At 50.2% G+C, this 17531-nt stretch carries 19 protein-coding genes; 7 read left to right on the top strand and 12 right to left on the bottom strand.

The window, feature by feature from the left end; translation table 11 throughout:
• The first annotated feature begins 211 nt into the window (after positions 1 to 211).
• From LIX15_RS23665 to LIX15_RS23655, 3 genes are all read left to right on the top strand, one after another.
• Positions 212 to 1300: a PKD domain-containing protein gene (locus LIX15_RS23665; RefSeq protein ID WP_227777243.1), complete on the top strand. Its 1089-nt coding sequence runs from the start codon at positions 212 to 214 to the stop codon at positions 1298 to 1300.
• A 105-nt stretch (positions 1301 to 1405) separates the two neighbouring features.
• Positions 1406 to 2053, top strand: coding sequence for a DUF4352 domain-containing protein (locus tag LIX15_RS23660; protein ID WP_227777242.1), 648 nt, complete (start codon positions 1406 to 1408; stop codon positions 2051 to 2053).
• A 227-nt stretch (positions 2054 to 2280) separates the two neighbouring features.
• The gene (locus LIX15_RS23655; protein ID WP_227777241.1) at positions 2281 to 2625 is read left to right on the top strand and encodes a hypothetical protein; all 345 of its coding nucleotides are present in this window, start codon (positions 2281 to 2283) and stop codon (positions 2623 to 2625) included.
• 239 nt (positions 2626 to 2864) lie between these two features.
• Here LIX15_RS23655 and LIX15_RS23650 read toward each other — a convergent pair whose 3' ends face one another.
• The 5 genes from LIX15_RS23650 to LIX15_RS23630 form a co-directional block, all read right to left on the bottom strand.
• Complete coding sequence (locus LIX15_RS23650; RefSeq protein ID WP_227777240.1) at positions 2865 to 3743, bottom strand: hypothetical protein; 879 nt, start codon at positions 3741 to 3743, stop codon at positions 2865 to 2867.
• 135 nt (positions 3744 to 3878) lie between these two features.
• On the bottom strand, positions 3879 to 4286 hold the full coding sequence (locus LIX15_RS23645) for a hypothetical protein (RefSeq protein WP_227777239.1): 408 nt from the start codon (positions 4284 to 4286) through the stop codon (positions 3879 to 3881).
• Entirely contained in the window at positions 4283 to 4615 is a 333-nt protein-coding gene (locus tag LIX15_RS23640) for a hypothetical protein (protein ID WP_227777238.1), read from the bottom strand. Before LIX15_RS23640 ends, LIX15_RS23645 begins: the two co-directional genes overlap by 4 nt.
• Complete coding sequence (locus LIX15_RS23635; RefSeq protein ID WP_227777237.1) at positions 4612 to 4992, bottom strand: hypothetical protein; 381 nt, start codon at positions 4990 to 4992, stop codon at positions 4612 to 4614. The genes LIX15_RS23640 and LIX15_RS23635 overlap by 4 nt, the downstream gene beginning before the upstream one ends.
• Positions 4993 to 5048: 56 nt before the next feature.
• Positions 5049 to 5543 carry a hypothetical protein gene (locus LIX15_RS23630; RefSeq protein WP_227777236.1) on the bottom strand — a complete coding sequence of 165 codons (495 nt, stop codon included), beginning with the start codon at positions 5541 to 5543 and terminating at the stop codon, positions 5049 to 5051.
• Positions 5544 to 5797: 254 nt separating this feature from the next.
• Here LIX15_RS23630 and LIX15_RS23625 point away from each other — a divergent pair, with 254 nt between their 5' ends.
• Positions 5798 to 6034, top strand: a complete 237-nt coding sequence (locus tag LIX15_RS23625; protein WP_227777235.1) for a MarR family transcriptional regulator — start codon at positions 5798 to 5800, stop codon at positions 6032 to 6034.
• A 335-nt stretch (positions 6035 to 6369) separates the two neighbouring features.
• On the opposite strand, the gene LIX15_RS23620 is transcribed toward LIX15_RS23625, so the two are convergent.
• The 5 genes from LIX15_RS23620 to LIX15_RS23600 all read right to left on the bottom strand — a co-directional run bounded on the left by LIX15_RS23620 (position 6370) and on the right by LIX15_RS23600 (position 10553).
• Positions 6370 to 7083 (bottom strand): GNAT family N-acetyltransferase, encoded by a 714-nt coding sequence (locus LIX15_RS23620; RefSeq protein ID WP_227777234.1) that lies wholly within the window; start codon positions 7081 to 7083, stop codon positions 6370 to 6372.
• A gap of 565 nt (positions 7084 to 7648) precedes the next feature.
• Positions 7649 to 8686 (bottom strand): hypothetical protein, encoded by a 1038-nt coding sequence (locus LIX15_RS23615; RefSeq protein WP_227777233.1) that lies wholly within the window; start codon positions 8684 to 8686, stop codon positions 7649 to 7651.
• Complete coding sequence (locus LIX15_RS23610) at positions 8683 to 9288, bottom strand: cysteine peptidase family C39 domain-containing protein (protein WP_227777232.1); 606 nt, start codon at positions 9286 to 9288, stop codon at positions 8683 to 8685. The genes LIX15_RS23615 and LIX15_RS23610 overlap by 4 nt, the downstream gene beginning before the upstream one ends.
• A gap of 244 nt (positions 9289 to 9532) precedes the next feature.
• Positions 9533 to 9889 carry a hypothetical protein gene (locus tag LIX15_RS23605; RefSeq protein WP_227777231.1) on the bottom strand — a complete coding sequence of 119 codons (357 nt, stop codon included), beginning with the start codon at positions 9887 to 9889 and terminating at the stop codon, positions 9533 to 9535.
• Positions 9890 to 10058: 169 nt separating this feature from the next.
• A complete protein-coding gene (locus LIX15_RS23600) occupies positions 10059 to 10553 on the bottom strand; it encodes a hypothetical protein (RefSeq protein ID WP_227777230.1) in 495 nt (164 codons plus the stop codon).
• Between the two features lie 590 nt (positions 10554 to 11143).
• Here LIX15_RS23600 and LIX15_RS23595 point away from each other — a divergent pair.
• Positions 11144 to 12394, top strand: coding sequence for an ATP-binding protein (locus tag LIX15_RS23595; RefSeq protein ID WP_227777229.1), 1251 nt, complete (start codon positions 11144 to 11146; stop codon positions 12392 to 12394).
• The gene (locus LIX15_RS23590; protein ID WP_227777228.1) at positions 12394 to 13701 is read left to right on the top strand and encodes a DUF6414 family protein; all 1308 of its coding nucleotides are present in this window, start codon (positions 12394 to 12396) and stop codon (positions 13699 to 13701) included. The genes LIX15_RS23595 and LIX15_RS23590 overlap by 1 nt, the downstream gene beginning before the upstream one ends.
• Before the next feature lie 264 nt (positions 13702 to 13965).
• Here the strand turns inward: LIX15_RS23590 and LIX15_RS23585 are convergent, their stop codons facing one another.
• Complete coding sequence (locus LIX15_RS23585) at positions 13966 to 15342, bottom strand: hypothetical protein (protein ID WP_227777227.1); 1377 nt, start codon at positions 15340 to 15342, stop codon at positions 13966 to 13968.
• Positions 15343 to 15725: 383 nt separating this feature from the next.
• Here LIX15_RS23585 and LIX15_RS23580 point away from each other — a divergent pair, with 383 nt between their 5' ends.
• Positions 15726 to 16292 (top strand): hypothetical protein, encoded by a 567-nt coding sequence (locus LIX15_RS23580; RefSeq protein ID WP_227777226.1) that lies wholly within the window; start codon positions 15726 to 15728, stop codon positions 16290 to 16292.
• 47 nt (positions 16293 to 16339) lie between these two features.
• Here the strand turns inward: LIX15_RS23580 and rocF are convergent, their stop codons facing one another.
• A complete protein-coding gene (gene rocF, locus LIX15_RS23575) occupies positions 16340 to 17278 on the bottom strand; it encodes an arginase (RefSeq protein WP_227777225.1) in 939 nt (312 codons plus the stop codon).
• Positions 17279 to 17531: the final 253 nt, after the last annotated feature.

Raw genomic sequence — 17531 nt, 5'->3', positions numbered from 1 at the left:
GATGAACAGATGATTAGAAACCACCATACTTTCTGTATTATATACCATTTATCATTTCCATATTGGAAAATCATCCAACATAATTGTGGTAAAATCCAAAAAAAGATAACCTAGGCTTTCGACACCCTCATGTGTAGCGATGACCTTCACACGACGTACGTTCTTAACAGCTGCTGGATGTACAGGACTCTTAGGACTCGGGACGACCCAAGTGAGCAGTCAAAACGGATCTGATCTCTCACGCAATTCGTTCACGCTCATGAGCGGCACCGAGAAGGCGACTGACGTATACGTAACGACAGCGAGCGAATCTGGACCAACTGCACTTGTCGTCGGCGGAATGCACGGCAACGAGGAAGCAGGGTATGTCGCCACTGAAAGCATCAAGCAGTGGACGATTGAACGCGGAACGCTGGTGACGATTCCAAAGGCGAATGCAGAGGCTGTCGCCGAAGATGGGCGCACTGCGGATGATGGCGTTGATTTGAACCGGCAATTCCCCTCTGGTGAGGAACCCACAACGGATCTTGCCCGCGAAATTTGGGGCGTTGTCGAAGAGTACGAACCGGATGTTGTAATTGACCTTCACGAATCGGTCGGAATCTACGACGGTGATATGATTGGCGGTGTCGGGCAGGTTGTCTTCACGTCATGGGACGAAGCCGCCTCCAACGATGCAAAAAAGGCCACCGACTATCTGAACGAAAACTACGTGTCCCGCGACGGTTACGAATTCTCGGTTGGGGCGTTTTCTCCACCGGACGACGGCTTAGACGGGCTGTTGACCCACAAGGCCGCACGCGATACCAGTGCTGTCTCTTTCCTCGCGGAGGTAACATCCAAGGAGACAGCGCTTGACAAGCGCGTTCAATGGCATACCAAACTCGTTCAACAACTCGTCGAAGAAGAATTGCTCACCAGTTCGGGCGACGAGGATGAGGGTGGCGACAACGAAGACGACGGTCAAAACAACGACGAGGAAAACAAAGAGGAAGGCGACAATGATGACGAGAAGAACCAGTCGCCTGTCGCGCGGATCCAAACGACGCCACAGAATGTCAGCGACGGCTCGCTCGAACGGGGCGACACGGTTACACTTGATGCATCCGCATCAAAGGATCCAGATGGTGATGTCGTGAAGTACGAATGGGATCTCGATGCCGATGGATCCTTTGAGGAAAGTGGGCAAACCACAAAGCTGTCTGTCCCCAAATGTAAAAACTATCCCGTTACGCTTCGAGTAACCGATAACTCGGGGAAGACAGCTACGGACGAGATTACGATCACCACTATCAGATAAATTTCCAGCAAATCCATCCCTTCGATATTATTTTGGAATTTTACCAAAATGATATCGAAATGGCCAATAAAGAAATATACCTCGCCTAAAAACCGCCAAAATACTATGAAACGCCGCACGTTTATCGCAAGCACGACGAGCGCAGTTCTTCTCGCAGGATGTTCATCCAGCGGGAACGATACCACGTCGACGACAACCACGTCGGATCAATCGACGACAAAAACAACCGACAAGACGACGGAGACAACAACAGAGAGCGAAACCACGAAGAGTGAAACGACAGACGAAACAACAAGTGAAACGACGACGTCGGAATCAACCACAACAAAGGGAGAGACACGCACAGTTGCTTTTCAACAGTACGTCAATGTGGGGAACAGTCTTGAAGTTGCGGTCACGAAAGGCGATGTGTCTGACTCGTACAAACACAATGGAACGACAACGGAATCGGGTGATGGAAAGACGTTCGTGCTCGCGACATTCGAGGCGAAAAACTCCGCAGAGTCGTCTCAGTCGCTTCCTGAAGGGACGACAGCATCGATACAAGCCGACAACAAACAGTACGATGTAGCTGAACCAGCCGCTAAGCAATGGCAACAGTTCGTCTCATCCTCGGTGAAATCTGGTGGCTCGGCATCCACGACCGTTGCTTTTGAAGTGCCAAAAGAAACAGTCTCTTCTCTTGGCGTGGCAGTCCAGTTAACGTACACTGACTCCGGAGCAAAACAGATCATTCAGTGGAATATGGAGTAATCATCGAGAGTTCAGGCTGTTTTTCTGAATAATTTGAGTTTTTCACTATTTAGGTCACATTGCTCAATCGTTGCGAACGATTGGAAATCCGCGTACGGTCCAACAATCGTACTGTAGTAGTATTTGAATTAATTATTTATTGACTGGATAGCTATAATTTCCGAGGATAATCGCAAGACAACTCTGACTACAGCTAGTGCTGCATTTTTCCCGCTGATATCAACACTGTGCTTCGTCAGTTCGATGACCCTAGCTACGACCAGTCCTCTGCCGAGAAGGCGATTCATCAACTGAAACAACTGGGCGAGGTGTATGAACCATCGACTAACACGCTACGAGCCTGCCGATCCGACCACATCGCGGACTTCTACAGTGGTGGCCGTTCCAACATGAAACAACTCATCGCCGACCTTGAGGTAGAATACGACGAAGGTGCCCCAGTCGCGGAGTACTACACAGTCGCTACTGAAACACACGGTCTCCCCAAACCACTTGCCACGTACGAACTCGAGCGACTCAAACAGAGAGGCGAGGTCTACGAGCCGAGTCCCGACCACCTCCGAACCACGTGAACGACAACCAGCTTGCAACCATATTCCACCTTGACCAGTCACACCCGGTGTGACCGCCACTATGAACGAGACCACCGTTTAGACGTAAGCTACTACTACACTACTACTGAAACAAAAGGGCTTCTTTCTTGGTTGTGACTGAGGACGAGTGCGTCAGGAACGTGAGGAACGCGGTTCAGCCGCAACCAACCCGCGCCTACACGTCACGTCCGTCCAAATCGTCGACTATCGTGGCGTTCTCACACCGTCGACCTCTCACCCCTGGTCACAACGGGTGTGACGCCACCCGTGATCGTTTTTTCGTCCGTCGTCTCAAGCAGATCAAGACCAACGTACCGACTTTCGAGTAATCGTTCAGCAGCCTCGTGCTCCATGGCGATGATCTCTTTCTTCTCTTGCCGCCGACTGATCTGGCGAGTCGCTTCGGTAACATCGTGACCACCCAGCTCGACAAGCTTCTCCCAGACGCGGGTGACAGTCGTGCCGTGTGGTTTCTCGCCTTCGATGGCGGTCAGTGCCTCTTTCAGATCTGCACGCGTCCAGAAGACGCCTGAGCCATCTGCTCGTCGCGTCGCGAATTCGTCCCAGCGCTTGGCGACCACGATCGCTCGAAATGCGTTCTTCTTATTTTTCTCACTGAACATCTGTTTGACCTTGTACTGGGTACAGTTCGCGAAGAAATCTAGCGGTGAGGAGGATTCTTCAACTTCGGGAGCAGCGGCCGTCTCGTCGTTGCTGTCGTCGATATCGGCTTTGAGTTGGTTGGCGGTCGCGCTGGCGGACTTTGCGATTTCACGCGCCTTCTCGGCGTCATCTTTCGCTTCGGTCGTATTCTTCGCCAAATCCTGTCGCGATTGGGTTGCCTTCTCCTGATCGTCTTCTAGCTCACTGACGCGCTCGGTGAGTTGGTTGATGTGGGTGTGTTGCTGCTCGAGTTGTTTCGACTGCTGTTTGACGACTGCCCATAGTTCCTCGCGAGTCGGAAGAGAGTCGTCGTCAGTTGCAGGCCTTGCTAGCGTCTGCTCATCAGCTTCGAGTTCAATTCCCATCATTTCCGCAAACGCGTCGTCCGAAACCGCCTGTTCGTCGACTGCTTCCGAGGATTGACCAATCGCCATCAGTCCGCACCTCCCGTTGGAGAGCCACATCCACCAACGTGTATTCGAGGTTGTTTCCAGTCGGTATGCTCGGTGCTTTGCTCGTGCTCATTAGTTACGCTGGGGGCACTACCGGAAGCTCCGGAAGTCGTGGTGTTACTCATCGACAGGCACCTCCGCTGTGGCCGCAGTGGCGTCTGTTGGCGTTGAGAGCCGGGGGAAGTGCGCAATCGTAGTGAGTGAACCGATACAACGAGCGGTCGTGTCAGTGGCGGTGTGGGTGTACTCGAGAACAGTCATCGGCGACTCGGGGTGGCTGGCCGTGCAGTGGTAGGTGGCTTGCTGGCGAGCGTCCTGTGCCGTGGTAGTGATCGGCGGAGCCGTCAGGACGAGCTGTGGTGCCTGACTCGTTACGGGGTGTGTTTCTCTGACAGTGAGAATTGTCCGTGGCAAGTCGGTCGTCGTAATGCGAACACGATCACCGGGCGAGAGTTGTTGGACAAGTGTGTCGGCACTGCGTGGATTCAGTGGCTTGGGAATGATCGAGTGCTCGTGGGTACTCACGCTTGCTCACCTCCCGTGGGGTTGGTGATGCACTCGACCTGCGCACCCGTCCGAAGCCAGGTGTAGCGACCGTTCGCCGAGAGATCGTAGTGCTCGAGTGTGGTTTTGGTGTGTTCGATCTCGTTGTAGTAGGCGTACTGCAGTCGGTACAGGTCATGAGTCAGTGTGGCGACGTACAGGACGTGCTCACCGGGCTCGGGGCCTCGGCAGGTGAGTTCGGGTTCCGAATGGTCACACTGATAGACGACGCCTGTGAGCGTGCGCTTTTGAGTGTGGATCTGGATTGGGTCTGCACACGCCAACGCGAGAATGGCGTCTTGGTCGGTCATCGGTCGGCCTCCCGTTTCTGCCGAAGGCGCTGACAGAGTTGGCAGGGTGCGTACTGGTCGTCTTGTGCCTCTGTACGAGTGCAATACGCGAGTGGATTGTCGGTCTGCAGCGTACAGTGCGGGTCGTCGTCTGCGTCGAGTTCGTGATAGGCGAAGGCGTCGCCGACAAATTGATCGACGATCGCGACCGTCTCATCGGAAGGATACGGGTCGGCAGCGATGCGCTGGTCGCGTTCGGCGTCAGTGAGGTTGCTTGTGAACTGGCTGTTACAGTGATGGGAGTCGGTAATTTGCACCGCGTAGGTTCCACAGTGCGGACAGCGTTCGAATGTGTTCTCGAACTCCTCGGGGGTGATTGAGGTGGACGTGCGGGTCATTGCTCATCACCGTCGATGGCTGTCGCTCTCTGAGAAGGGCGTTCAGTGGGCGACATCTACGCACGCACCTCAGTTGGTGTGGTGTGGGTAGTGGCGTCGATGTCGTAGCACCGAGCGAGGATACGCTGGTAGTATGCGCGGGTTTCGGCGTGGGTTTCGCCCGGTGGTGTCGAAGGGAGCTTCGGATTGCCCGTTTTGGTGGTGGCGACCGAGCGGTAGGTGTCGGTGTCCTCGGGAATCTGGAAGCCCTCCTCGCCGTACTCGATCGGGAGTCGGCGTTCGAAGAATTGCTGGCAGTCTGGGGTGGCGTAGATGCAGTACAGGTAGGGCTTTTGGCCACTGGTCTTGGTTCGGGTTTGGAAGCCCACGCGGAGTTCGACAAGGTACGCTCGCGTGATTGGCTCGTCGGTGTCGGGCGTGGGTTGGTCGGGGTCCTGAGCGGCAGTTTCGGGTGTGGGTTCAAGGCGTTTGACGGGGTGGAAGGTTTTCGTGCCGAATTGGGCCTCGAGTGAGAGCAGCCCGCCGTTGGGTTTCTCGTCGAAGGACGCCATTAGTGCTGTCCTCCAGAAAAGGGTGGTTGGTAGTCGATGCGTTTTTCTACGGAAAGGGTATTGCTAGTCATGCTTCTGTGGAGTGCAGAAGCGCGGTCGGTGGCTCTAACACCGGCCAGATTTCCTGGCATCCCGCGCTTCTCTACTTCATAGTACATACCGTGGATTCTTATAATTTACTAACTGTCCTTACAATTAGTAAACTTCCGTGTTGTCTAATTGTATTGCAATACTACTAAAGACGAGGTGAATGAATGAACAGTCAGAGGATGGCGATCAAGGTCACAAAATCTACGGAAAAGATATTGGACGTGTTAAAAGAAGGTCGCGCGACACCAGGTTATCTGGCGGATGAGACAGATATCTCTCGTCAGACAATTCATACTCAATTGAACGCGCTACTCGCTGGGAAGTACATCCAGCAAGTTCATGAACCGACTGGGTTGTACGAGCTCGTAAATGATCCACGAGAAGAAGACACCGAGAGCTGAACATACGTACAAGAACCGTAATCATCCATCTCGTGGTTGTAAGACTCCTCGTCGAAGGGGACTTATGTGGAGATTTAAGTCACGTGTTGACGAACCAGAGTGGTATCGATGTGAATCTATTTTCGTCTTCTACACTTGACCGCTTAGGTAATCGAGCTATCACGATTCGACTGGTGACTCTGACCATCGGTGACATAGGTACCCCGAATTATAAGCCATCCTGCAATGGGGTAGGTGAACCTATGGCGTACCCTCCTCAACAACTACCTCGGCAAAGGCCCGACCGCCTCACTGTCAAGATGATGGACGAAGCTTGTCTCAAATGACCATAAAACTCATAAGAGGTCTTTTCCGAAAACTTCCTCATCGTCAACGATAGACTGAAAGAATTTTCTCCCCTTGTCTGTGGTTTGGCTGGTGGCAAACTTGTCTTGTTGTGTAAGTACGTTCTCGCAAAGGTATTTGACCAACTTCGTTGCAATACCCTTCCTTCTGTAACCTTTATCAACCCATATTTGATTCAATGTATTTTCGCTGTTTAAACTCACATACCCACAATATGTGTTATCGACGCTCGCCAACCAAACCCTGGATTCATCAGGCTGATAACTCCAGAAACCAACGTCCTCAACCTTTGTCTGTAACGAAAACATCCACGCAACGGTCTCTTTTTCATCTGAATCAACAGGAGTTGCTTTGAACCCTTCTCCCATACTACTTTGAAGAAAATCACTAGGTTCGAAAAAAGATCCATCAAACCGCACTTCCAGAGCATTTTCACAATCATAACACAGATATCCAAATATGTGATACTCGGTGTTCACGCGATTATCCCGCGTATACACCACTTCTTGACCACAAATCGAACAATCTCCCGCATCAACCTTTAAATCCTTAGAATTGAACATTGAACCTGATTCACACTCCTTACAGCCGAGAAATGGTCGCTCCTCATATACTGTACCACACCCGTTACACTCCTCGAAAGTTCTTTGAACCTGGTATTTTTTAGCGTGCCCTTGGAACAATTGCGACTCTAAATCAACCATACACCAACTCATCGGGTATGGCAAATAATTCTACCCAATTTTCTACACCTTGTTTATCGTTCTCCCTCATTCTAGGTGTATTACCGGAGACTCTACCCAGATAACCTAGCTTCAAAGGTCACAACATTCCCGAACCGCATCCAGCCATGTATAACGGAATGATCACCGTCAACACCCCCACCGTGTATCGCACACCCTTATGATAAGGAATCACAACGTTTTGCCCCTCCGAAAACCACATAAAAATTGTCGTGAGCGAGAGAACGGCCATCCCGTACGTTTTCACGACATCAGCATACGGCAGACACGCCGGCTCTACCGAGGATGCATCCAAAAGGCCGATTAACAGGAGCGCAGCACCAGTGAAATACCCAGCCAACATCACCCGCCCGTAATTCTCTGGCGTGGGTTCATCAACATCCCCTGCAACAGGCGGTAAGTTAGGCTCCCCAGGAAACCACGACCGAGATAACAACCGTGGGCCGAGCCACTCTGACCAGAAATCATACGCGAGCGTAAGCGAAAAGATGCCTAACCCAATCCACGTTAGAAGCCCTAGCATCAATCAGTCTGACAAACTCCCGAACGTTTGCTGCTCACTCAGGGACGGACTGAATAACTCTGTCACCGGCCCTAGCTGATCCGCAGTCGCTTGCAGTTGCGTGAACGTGGTGTCATCGCCCACCCAATATCGTTCTCCATTCTGGTAGACGGAGTTCAAGACACCAACGTCTTCCAGTTGGATGAGATATCGGGACATCTTGAAGAGCTTCTTCCGGCGTTCTCGTCCACTATATTCGAGTTTAATTCCATCTCGGAGGTCATTTTCCTTGATTATCGGAAGCTCACCTAGCGTGAGTGCACGCTGGTAGTAGAACCCAGCTAGCGCAAGATACGGACCAAGTGTTCGCTTGATCATGTCGAACTCACCAACGTTGTGTTGGAAATACCGACCCAGCGCCGCATTGAGCTCGTCCTGATGCGTTTCTATCTTCTGACCCTCGAACTTGTCCTTCTCCTGGATGGTGTTTAAAACGTCACCACTTCGGAGCGTTACGTTCCCGCGCTTCAGTAGGTCAAGTTCAACCAGACTATCGATATGCTGCTGGTACTTCTCTCCATCTTCATAGCTATCCATCGTCCGGATCGCATCAACATCGATCTCGTCGTTCAGGATGACCTCTGAGAGGAGGTCTTGAATTGGTGCGTACTGGTTTTCCGGGAATGGGAGATGGGAAAGGCTACTGCCGGACGCACGAACAAGAGCCTTCTGTACCGCCTCATTCAACTCTTTTTCGTACTCTTCCAACTTGGCTTTCACCTGCTTCGACGTTGGGTGGTCAACGTCCTTCGTAGACGCGTCTACAGTGACATCCCCAACGTGAATGGGGTCTAAGAACCGAAGCGCAACTGCGTTCTCTTTGTTCTCGTCAAGAATCAGTTTCGGCGATCTGAGGGTAATCGGGAACGTATATTCAAGTTCGTCTTCGTCGAACTCGCCGTCATCCAGACGAAGGTACGTACCAAGGTTGAACCGGATCGCTTCCATCGCTACACGGCGGGCTTCATCCTCGCTGACTGCCGTGGTTTCCTTGGTGCTCATAGTTCGTCCCTCCGTGTAGGTTCCAGTCCGTTCCTCAGTTTAACTTCTATAGCCGTATTAAACTCTGGGTCCCAAGCTTCTTCTAACTTTTCTATTTCTAGCGTTGTAGTTCCGTCCACGAGCGGATCCTCAATCGTAATATGCGACTCACCAGCCCCACACACTACGACAGCGTGCATCGGGCCCTCCCCTCGCTTTCCGGTGTTGAGCAGTACTCTGTCAACCCAGACAATGGTTGGGAGCAGCTGGTCTAACCCTTTAGCAGCAAACTCATCGATGCTCTGTGGAAGGCCGTTGTATCGGCATTCGAGTTGGAATTTGAGGCTAGCGACTTCGGAGGAGAGACCGGTGAGCGGTTTCTGGCTCACGTCTTCCCACCCCAAATCGCCGATTTCGATATACTCCTCGATCAAGTCCAACTTGGGTGGATTCGTTCTGTCGCGAACCTCTTTGTCGGGATACTCGTTCGCAACGTAATGGCTCGCCATCCAGAGCGCATAGCAGATGCACTCAGGAGCGTCCTGAGCTTGCCGGTATCCCGGCATGTGGAGAATATTGTAGTCATGGCCATCAGGGTTACCCACTACTGGGTTTCCTACCATCGATACCTCCAGATTTGCACTACCACGAGTGTCTTCTGAACTACAGAACGAATCTGCGATACTTCAATTACTAGGTTTTTCTATGAGAAACCTGCCACCGTCTCCGTCACACAATCAGATGGGTCGTAAATCACGCCACCGAACATCCACTTGCTCCCCGCTCTCGGCTAGCTACATCCTATATAGCACGAAATTGCGTTCGTCATCAGTTCTAGCCCGATAGCATCATTGCAAATTGAAGTCTTCAATCGGAACCCCAGTCCTCTGCGTTCTCCAACCACCGTCTGACATTTTCCACTACGCTCTGCTCGCTCGGGAGGGAAACATCAAGCGTCAATCTTCTACCAGTCTCTGTAGCATAGGTAGCGACCTGGGCCTCGGAGATTGCCATCGATTCCATCCAAACCTGTGACTCCTCATTCTGGATTCGCCCCGCTACACGGACAACCTCGTCTTCAGTAATTCCCCCGAGTTCCTCCATGAGTTCGTTCAATAGGTACTCGAACAGTTCGTGTTGTGGTAGTGGAATCACGACTGACGAGTACCATTCTAAGACCTCTGGGTCAAACGATACCAGCACCTCATTCGAATCAGCAAACATCGATTGCACCGTATCCTCGGGTGGGTCGCTGGATATCGGTGGGTTTGCGTCCTCCGGGTTTTCAAGGGATAAAGCTTCTGATTGGGTGCATCTTCATCCTCTGTCAGCTGCCGGTCAAGCATCTCGAACGTCCAGCCTTTGTTTCTGAGAAGCTTCAGGGCCGGTGACGTTAGTCGAGGGTGATTTCCGGGTTCCGGTCTGCCTCATCAAGCAATCCCAGCCAGCTCGGTAATTCTTCGATTGGCGCTTGGTGGATGTACCCGAGCATCAACAGATCCGCATCATACATCTTTTTCAGAACGTATACGACTGTGCTCAGACCAATTGTTCCCGGGAGTGCAGGCACGTGGAGTAGCGAATTAAAGTATTCAGCGACGGCTGAAGAGAAATGAGAAACGATACTCCCCAACCCAATTGCAGCCAACGCATCAGTGAGTTCTCCAATTAAATCATTTATCTCGCCAGCTTTCCGAACGATTCCAAATAGCGGGTCTCCTAACTCTAACGTGCACTGCCGGCCAGATCGCTTGAGATTGACGTAGTCCGTAACGGAATCAGTGGAGTATGTCACTCGCAGAGCAACCGGCATTATCCCTTCAGGGACGTAATCGACGGTCTCTAAAGTGGATGGATTGGGACCGGGGAGGTTTTCGTAATCTCCCATACACAATTTCATCGCTATTTAGCCTTAAACACTTGGTAGAACCTGAATGTAACAGGCGTCCGAATTCTTCATAGCAGTATAGTGTATAAATCTCAATAGGACCGATACGAATCTATCTCGATCAGACCGTTCCATTACAACCATATCTGCGACCCGCCGAGCAGCTTAAGCCGGAAACTCGGAATCACAAATCATCCAAAGAATATCATCGCTCGTTTGCTCCGCTAACCGTCCCTGCTCGTCGCGCTCACTCTTGCCTCTAAGACGGAAATTTGCGAAAGAATCACTTATGATCAAAAAATAAGAATCAAATCCTAATATCTCATATTTCTATATTAAAATATATTTCAGACAATCATATCGAACCGATTTCTATCCATTGAAAATTAATAAATATTTATTTGATACTATTCAACTAGTACACAATTCGATTCTGGAGAGTGGAATAAGAAAAGACCGTTTTCTACCTATAACGTCTGCCCTTGGGGAATGGATCTTTCTCCGGATAAACCATCCGAGTTTTATATTGTAGTGACGGGGGTTGGATAATGGCAAAGATATCATAAGTAGTGAACGAGAAATAAGGGAATATGGGAAATGACCGAGTGCTGAAGGTGCTAGCTGTAGAGGATCAGGAGCTATTGGTAAATGAGGACAGTCAGATTATTTTGGTTCGGAATGAGGTTTCGCGTCAAGTAACCCCTGGTGACTTCGTTGAAGTTGAATCTCACATCATGAGGGATAAGGCGGTCAGATTTGCACGTGAGGATGAGCCAGTCGGACAGCAAGCACTCGTAGAGAAAAAGACTGATGAGTATCTTCTAATGCAGACGGAGAGTGGGAAGCGAATACTTCCCAATCCGGATGAGGAAGTCTCACCTGGCGATGGTGTTTTGCTAACGAATCTGGGAGAATTCTATAAGGTGATTGAGGAAGATATCGTTAACTTTGATGATGACGATAGGGAAAGTTTGCTACAGGACATGAGTGGGACGGATTCGTCTGATCTTGAACCAGAGAACGTCCCAGATAAGGAATATGCGGATTTCGGTGGGATGGATGAGGTTGTTGAGGAAGTGAAATACAAAGTGGAAATTCCACTCAAGGAACCAGAGCGGTTCGAAGACGTTGGGATGGATGCCCCGAAAGGTGTGCTGTTTTATGGTCCGTCAGGGACTGGAAAGACATATCTGGCAAAAATCGTCGCAAATCAAGTTGAAAACGCGTCTTTCTACAGCATCAGAGGACCAGAGCTATCTCATGAGTTGGTTGGGGGGACGGAACGGAAGCTTCGTGGGCTCTTCAAGAATGCTCAGGAAAACCCGCCAGCAATCATTTTCTTTGACGAAATCGATTCTATGGCACCGCGACGAGACAAGACAATGGATGCTGGTCGCCGTACTGTTGGTCAATTACTGTCACTAATGGATGGCATTGAGGACCGCGGCCGAGTGGTGGTCATCGGGACGACCAATTTGATAGGCGCAATCGATCCAGCACTCCGGCGTCCTGGTCGATTTGGACGAGAAATCGAATTCCCCCGCCCGTCACGCGAAGGCCGACGAGAAATTCTAGAGATCCACAAGCCCGCTGTTGATTTCGCTGATGAGGTCTCTCTTGATAACCTTGTTGAGAAGACAAATGGGTGGACAGGTGCTCATATTGAATCGTTGTTTGAAGAGATTGGGGAGATTCTGCTGAAGGAAGATCGAGACAAAGGGGAGAACCCGACGATTCATCGGATGGACGTTGAACGCGCCTATGAACGGGTGCAGGCTCAAATCAACAATAAGGAGGCACAACGACGTCGAGAACAAGAAGCTGAGGAGGGCGCAAACTAATGGGACTGAGAGACCGGATATCCGGACTGCTGGGTAGAGAGAACGGGGATGAACAATCTCCAAGTGTAGAGTCGGTAGAGAATAACGCTGCTGGGGAGTCCGGCAACAAAGAGCGTGACATTAAAGCAGACGACCGTGAGTACGAGAGGGAGTTTCGGGAGTTCGTCTATCTGGATCGAGATAGTGTGGTGAGTCTTCTAGCGTCTATTGAAGGGGCAATTAAGCAGGAACGGATTGAACAAATTGGGAGTCAGTCAACGAAGCGTGTTGCTGGTGGTGTGAATGCGAGTATTTCTGGAGTAGGTGCGAAGATAGAGGGCGAAAAGGTGGCGATGGGGGAGAGCTCATCCGAAGTGGTGCACAATTACGCTATTCAGTCTCTCTTTGATCAGTTAGACCAGCATCGGCGGCACGACGAAGATGTGGGTCTCATCGATTCTGACGAGGAGACTGGGGTAGATATATCAGAAGTAACCCGAGGGGAAATTCTTCGGGTTGATGTTGAGTTGGAGACGCACTATCTGTATCGGTTTTATAAGGTAATGATGTATCTCCAAGAGAATATTCCCGAGGCAGTTGGTCCAGAAGACGAAGATGTACTGGAACTTATCGAGTCTATGTTTGGGACGGAGATTCCGGTGAGTGGACGTGTTCTCGACTACCAGGTGAAGGATGGGAGAATTCAGCCTGAAGAGCCGAACGATTCTGACGGGAAACCACTCTATATCGTGGGTCAATTGAACGCCATGAAGCTCTGGCAAGATGTTCCTGATGCTTTGTTTGATGAGGAAGAATACACCGTGTTCTGTCGCGTCGAAGAGATTTACGAAGAGGAGTCGTGGCATCCGCTAAGTTTAGCACAGAAACTCGAAACAGTTTCTCCACCACTTGCTCAGCTCGTAACTCGATTTATGGGGCGTGCGGCGGCCCTCGCCAGAGAGGAGGCGACAGAGCAATATAGTGGCGATGTGGATCTGGATGATTGGACAGATGCACTTACTGAATTTGATGAGCAAGCGGGAATTGATGGTGTGGGAGACGATTTTCATCGGACTTTCATGACGGAATATATGATTGAAAATGAAGTCCCGGCACATTCTCTATCTGGAGGGACAGAATTGATTGAATTTTATACTGAATATGCTACGTATCTGCGAAATCACGGTGTTTCCCTCTCGAAAGAAGAAGAAGCCAAAGTTACAGACCACATGATATTCGAGGAACATCATTCCGTGAGTAGTGTGGAAGGGACAATAGATGTCGATGCCCTCCAGATTGAGACGCAAATAGTAGCTATCTATTGGTGACACTATTCAGACACGCCAAAGGTCAGTTCAATTCTTCACCCTGGAGTAGGAAAGAGATTTCGCCTGATAACAACGATATTCTGGCAAATATTTTATTTTATTGCTGATACTGGTGTCGTATCATCACGGACATGTAAATAACGATAATGTGGTCGAGGTATCAATAGTGAGGTCGTTCTATAAGTCCGGATTCCGGACTGGCCAAGCTGATGAAGGGTGTGTGGCCAATTGGTTGAATAGCTTTAAGGATTCTACGAGAGAGCATTAGGGGGTATAGGTCACATTGCGAGCAGCTTCGTCCATTTTCCGATTGACGTCAGCAATACTGATATCGTGGGCGACATTGGCTTCCATGTACTCCCGTAATACAGCTGCAAGGAACACTCGAGCCTCCTGAACGTACTCACGTTCGGTCGGTGAGTCGAGTATAGCGAGTTCGTAATTGGCGTGATTCTCGATTTTGTCCAGGATGCGTTCCATCTGGAAGTCGGAGTGGACGATTTCCCCACGGACGAAGTACAGCGTCTCAAGAAAGGAGCGCATCTCGCTCCGGGAGTACGGCAGGCGGTCGTCCAGAAGAATCCCACCTCGGAGCCCAAGTCGAAACGTGAACGACGAACTCTGGATCGGTTCGAGGAGCGTCCCCTCCATCGCGATAGCGCAGTCGACTATACAGTCCTCGACGGCGGGTTTCTGGTACATTTCATTGAACCTGCGGAGTGGGCGAGAGTACTCGCCATCGTTTGACTCGGTTCGGATCAACTGCTGGTTCCTGTTGTAGAACTCGGCGAAGTCGTCGCACTCTGACTTGGACAGTTCGCACGAATTGTAGAAGATTTTGTCTGAGGACCGAGCGATGGCAGAGTCGACAGTCTGACCGCCGGTGTACTTCGGCGTCGGTTCCGCATAGGAATATACGATCCCGGGTGTCGTGCGAGGCTTGAACAGCCGAAGGGCGGTTACTACCTTTTGGAATATACCCTTTGGATAGTCCATTGTCCCGACCCTCGTCTTATCATGGTCGTATTCACACTCAATAACGCCAACCACGCCTCTGGGACCAAATACTGACTCCAGGGAGTCTTCGTTCTCTAGAAGCCAATTCAAGTCATCGACCGAGATATCCCGTATCCGGAGGTTCGGATGAATCTCGACCTCCTCGCCCTCATCGAGGGAGAAGTTTGCAAGGAATGCCTTGGCGACGAACGGGACGCTGTCCGACCGGTGATACGCTTCGAAGTCCTGGAAGACGTCGAGGAAGGCCTCTCTGTTGTGCTCGCCGATTACGTCCGAATGTTCGAGGTAGGACTGCCACAGCCAGTCGATGACATCATTGTAGATTCGTCCTCTCACGGGATTGTTTTCGTCCTCAATCTCTTCCTCCGAGGCAGGGAAGTAGTCGCATTCGATAAGATTGGCGACGATCTCTTCTGCCTCATCGTACTCTCGCCAGGGCCCCGCGGGCATCATCAGACTTTGATACCGGGGCTTGATCACAGGCATCTTTCTCCCGTTCTCATGCTTGACAAACTCACGCTTGTACTCAAGTGGAATCTGCTCGATTTGGTCGATTGCCTTCCCGTAGAGACTCCAGAGGAGGTCTGCCAGTTCTTTGTTGACGATGCTGGCGTCCAAAGTCATACTGGGTTCTTTCATCGAAACTTGATAAATCAAAGGGAAGAAATTCACCCTATTCACCAACCGCGTCTGCAACCTATCGAGCGGTCACTGCGAACTACGTAGAGGGGCCAAACGTACCCGCTGTCGCCAACAGCGATGACAGGTTCGTGAAGTCGACGTCAAGAAGATAGCGATGAGTATGTGATTCCGTACCTTATCGAAATCACACAACCTAATGTAATTATAATTACAGCCAAAGTTCCGAACATTTAGCACTGTCCAGATAAGCATCTACGCCGGCGTTTATCCATTGAATACTAACTCTTTGACCTAACCGGTTTTTTACTGGATACGTAAATCCTATTATGTATTCAAACGTATTACAGGAATGGGGGTGAAGAACGATGACGAGAGTAAACATTGGCGACGTTCAATACGAAGGGGCCCCGGGTATACGTTACAGTCCCGATTATGGAGAAATAACTATCCCGGACGATCCAAGTTTTATTGACCTTCTTCTAGATTTTGACATTGACGACCTCGATTTTGACCCGCATACATTTGCTATTAGACAAGGATACAAATTGGCAATTGCTCTTCCGGTTCTTATCCGATGGGATTCACCAAGAATGCTCCTGTTTAATAATAATCTTCAGTACCTCCATCGAAAGAATAAAAAGTGGTATCCGGTTCGATACTCTAAAAACCTTAGATCTTACGAGTATAAAAAACCAAATAGAAAATGGAGCCCTATGAAAGGTGCAGAAGTGTGGGAACGAGGACCGCCACTCCTTCCCAAACCACTAAACATCTATTATCACAACGATGACCGGAAACTTTATTATTGGGTACCGGATGAATCTGCGATATCCAAAAAATTGGAGGGATCTTGGAATGAAGTTAGATGGAATCGTGGCCATTGGGAATATGTCGACCCAGAATCCAACATATTTACAATATTTTCTGAATGATACTACTAATCACTATTACTAGTCAGCTTCCTTTTTCATAGTCAAACTCATAGAAGTTTCCTCCCGAGAGCAGTTTCCGCAAGTTCCACGGCGATAGTCGCTGTCCTATTCTCCCGATCCAAAATCGGATTCACTTCGACAAACTCCAACGAACGAAGGATTGAATCCCGGTCATTTGCCTCTGCCACCGCTTCAAGCGCATACCGTGCTTCCCGGAAGGTTGCTCCACCACGAACTGGTGTCCCAACACCAGGTGCTACTGTAGGATCGATCCAATCAAGATCAAAACTCACATGAATGCCATCGACATTCTTGGATGCAATTTTGAGTGCCTGATCGACCACATTTTCTATTCCTTGCTCATCGATATCAGCCATCGTAAATGTTGTCACATTGCTCTGCTTGACTGCATCCCGTTCTGTATCATCCACACTACGCAGTCCAACCAGAACCACTCGTTCGGGAACGATACCCGCAGCTCGTGCCCACTCATACTCCGGTTTCTCAAACTCCCCAACACCGAGTGCCGCTGCAAGCGGCATTCCATGCACGTTCCCAGAGGACGTCGTCTTCGGTGTGTTGAAATCACTGTGTGCATCGAACCAGATGACTCCGACGTTCGCTGCACGCGAGGTACCACTCAGACTCCCAATAGCGATAGAATGATCACCACCGAGAATGAGCGGAAACTCATTCTCTTGAATAGCCTCTTCGGCCTCATCCGCTAGTTGCGTACTCACCTCTTCAACTTCGGGGAGATACTTTGTCTTTTTCTGGTCGAGATCGGTACGCGACTTTCGCTCTTCTGGGTCAGTCACCTCTTCCGGATTTGGTACTACTAAGTCACTCGCCTCCTCGCAGTCGTACCCCAGGTCGTCTAGTCGCTCCGACAAGCCCGCAGCCCGAATAGCCGAGGGACCCATATCGACACCCCGTCTATCCGCTCCCAAATCCATAGGGACACCAATAATTCTAATGTGGCTCATCGCACCGTCTCACACGGCAGCAAGAATCCTAAGTATTCTCTGGTTGGAAATCTGAACTTCTTTGACTACGTGTCATTGAAATACTGGTATTATATTGTAATGGTGGCTACCGCGATCGATGCCGCAGATAACGAGCCGTTTATAAATATATAACAAATTTCACGCATTTTAAAAACTGACCACAACGGTATTTTTGATTCTTATCATGCCAATTAGCACTGAATCCGAGCTGGAGTGACCTCATCACCGGCGA

Source organism: Haladaptatus pallidirubidus, assembly GCF_020700235.1.
GTDB classification, from domain to species: Archaea; Halobacteriota; Halobacteria; order Halobacteriales; family Haladaptataceae; genus Haladaptatus; species Haladaptatus pallidirubidus.
Note: the sequence above shows the minus strand (reverse complement) of the source record. Positions and strands in the feature narration are given on the sequence as shown.

Bases quoted from the DNA above. Each gene is read 5' to 3' on its own strand.
- LIX15_RS23640 (WP_227777238.1), bottom strand. From the start codon at position 4,615: ATGACCGACCAAGACGCCATTCTCGCGTTGGCGTGTGCAGACCCAATC.
- LIX15_RS23660 (WP_227777242.1), top strand. From the start codon at position 1,406: ATGAAACGCCGCACGTTTATCGCAAGCACGACGAGCGCAGTTCTTCTC.
- LIX15_RS23585 (WP_227777227.1), bottom strand. From the start codon at position 15,342: ATGACTTTGGACGCCAGCATCGTCAACAAAGAACTGGCAGACCTCCTC.
- LIX15_RS23620 (WP_227777234.1), bottom strand. From the start codon at position 7,083: ATGGTTGATTTAGAGTCGCAATTGTTCCAAGGGCACGCTAAAAAATAC.
- rocF (WP_227777225.1), bottom strand. From the start codon at position 17,278: ATGAGCCACATTAGAATTATTGGTGTCCCTATGGATTTGGGAGCGGAT.
- LIX15_RS23600 (WP_227777230.1), bottom strand. From the start codon at position 10,553: ATGGGAGATTACGAAAACCTCCCCGGTCCCAATCCATCCACTTTAGAG.
- LIX15_RS23605 (WP_227777231.1), bottom strand. From the start codon at position 9,889: ATGTTTGCTGATTCGAATGAGGTGCTGGTATCGTTTGACCCAGAGGTC.
- LIX15_RS23590 (WP_227777228.1), top strand. From the start codon at position 12,394: ATGGGACTGAGAGACCGGATATCCGGACTGCTGGGTAGAGAGAACGGG.
- LIX15_RS23610 (WP_227777232.1), bottom strand. From the start codon at position 9,288: ATGGTAGGAAACCCAGTAGTGGGTAACCCTGATGGCCATGACTACAAT.
- LIX15_RS23635 (WP_227777237.1), bottom strand. From the start codon at position 4,992: ATGACCCGCACGTCCACCTCAATCACCCCCGAGGAGTTCGAGAACACA.
- LIX15_RS23580 (WP_227777226.1), top strand. From the start codon at position 15,726: ATGACGAGAGTAAACATTGGCGACGTTCAATACGAAGGGGCCCCGGGT.
- LIX15_RS23595 (WP_227777229.1), top strand. From the start codon at position 11,144: ATGGGAAATGACCGAGTGCTGAAGGTGCTAGCTGTAGAGGATCAGGAG.
- LIX15_RS23625 (WP_227777235.1), top strand. From the start codon at position 5,798: ATGAACAGTCAGAGGATGGCGATCAAGGTCACAAAATCTACGGAAAAG.
- LIX15_RS23630 (WP_227777236.1), bottom strand. From the start codon at position 5,543: ATGGCGTCCTTCGACGAGAAACCCAACGGCGGGCTGCTCTCACTCGAG.
- LIX15_RS23650 (WP_227777240.1), bottom strand. From the start codon at position 3,743: ATGGCGATTGGTCAATCCTCGGAAGCAGTCGACGAACAGGCGGTTTCG.
- LIX15_RS23615 (WP_227777233.1), bottom strand. From the start codon at position 8,686: ATGAGCACCAAGGAAACCACGGCAGTCAGCGAGGATGAAGCCCGCCGT.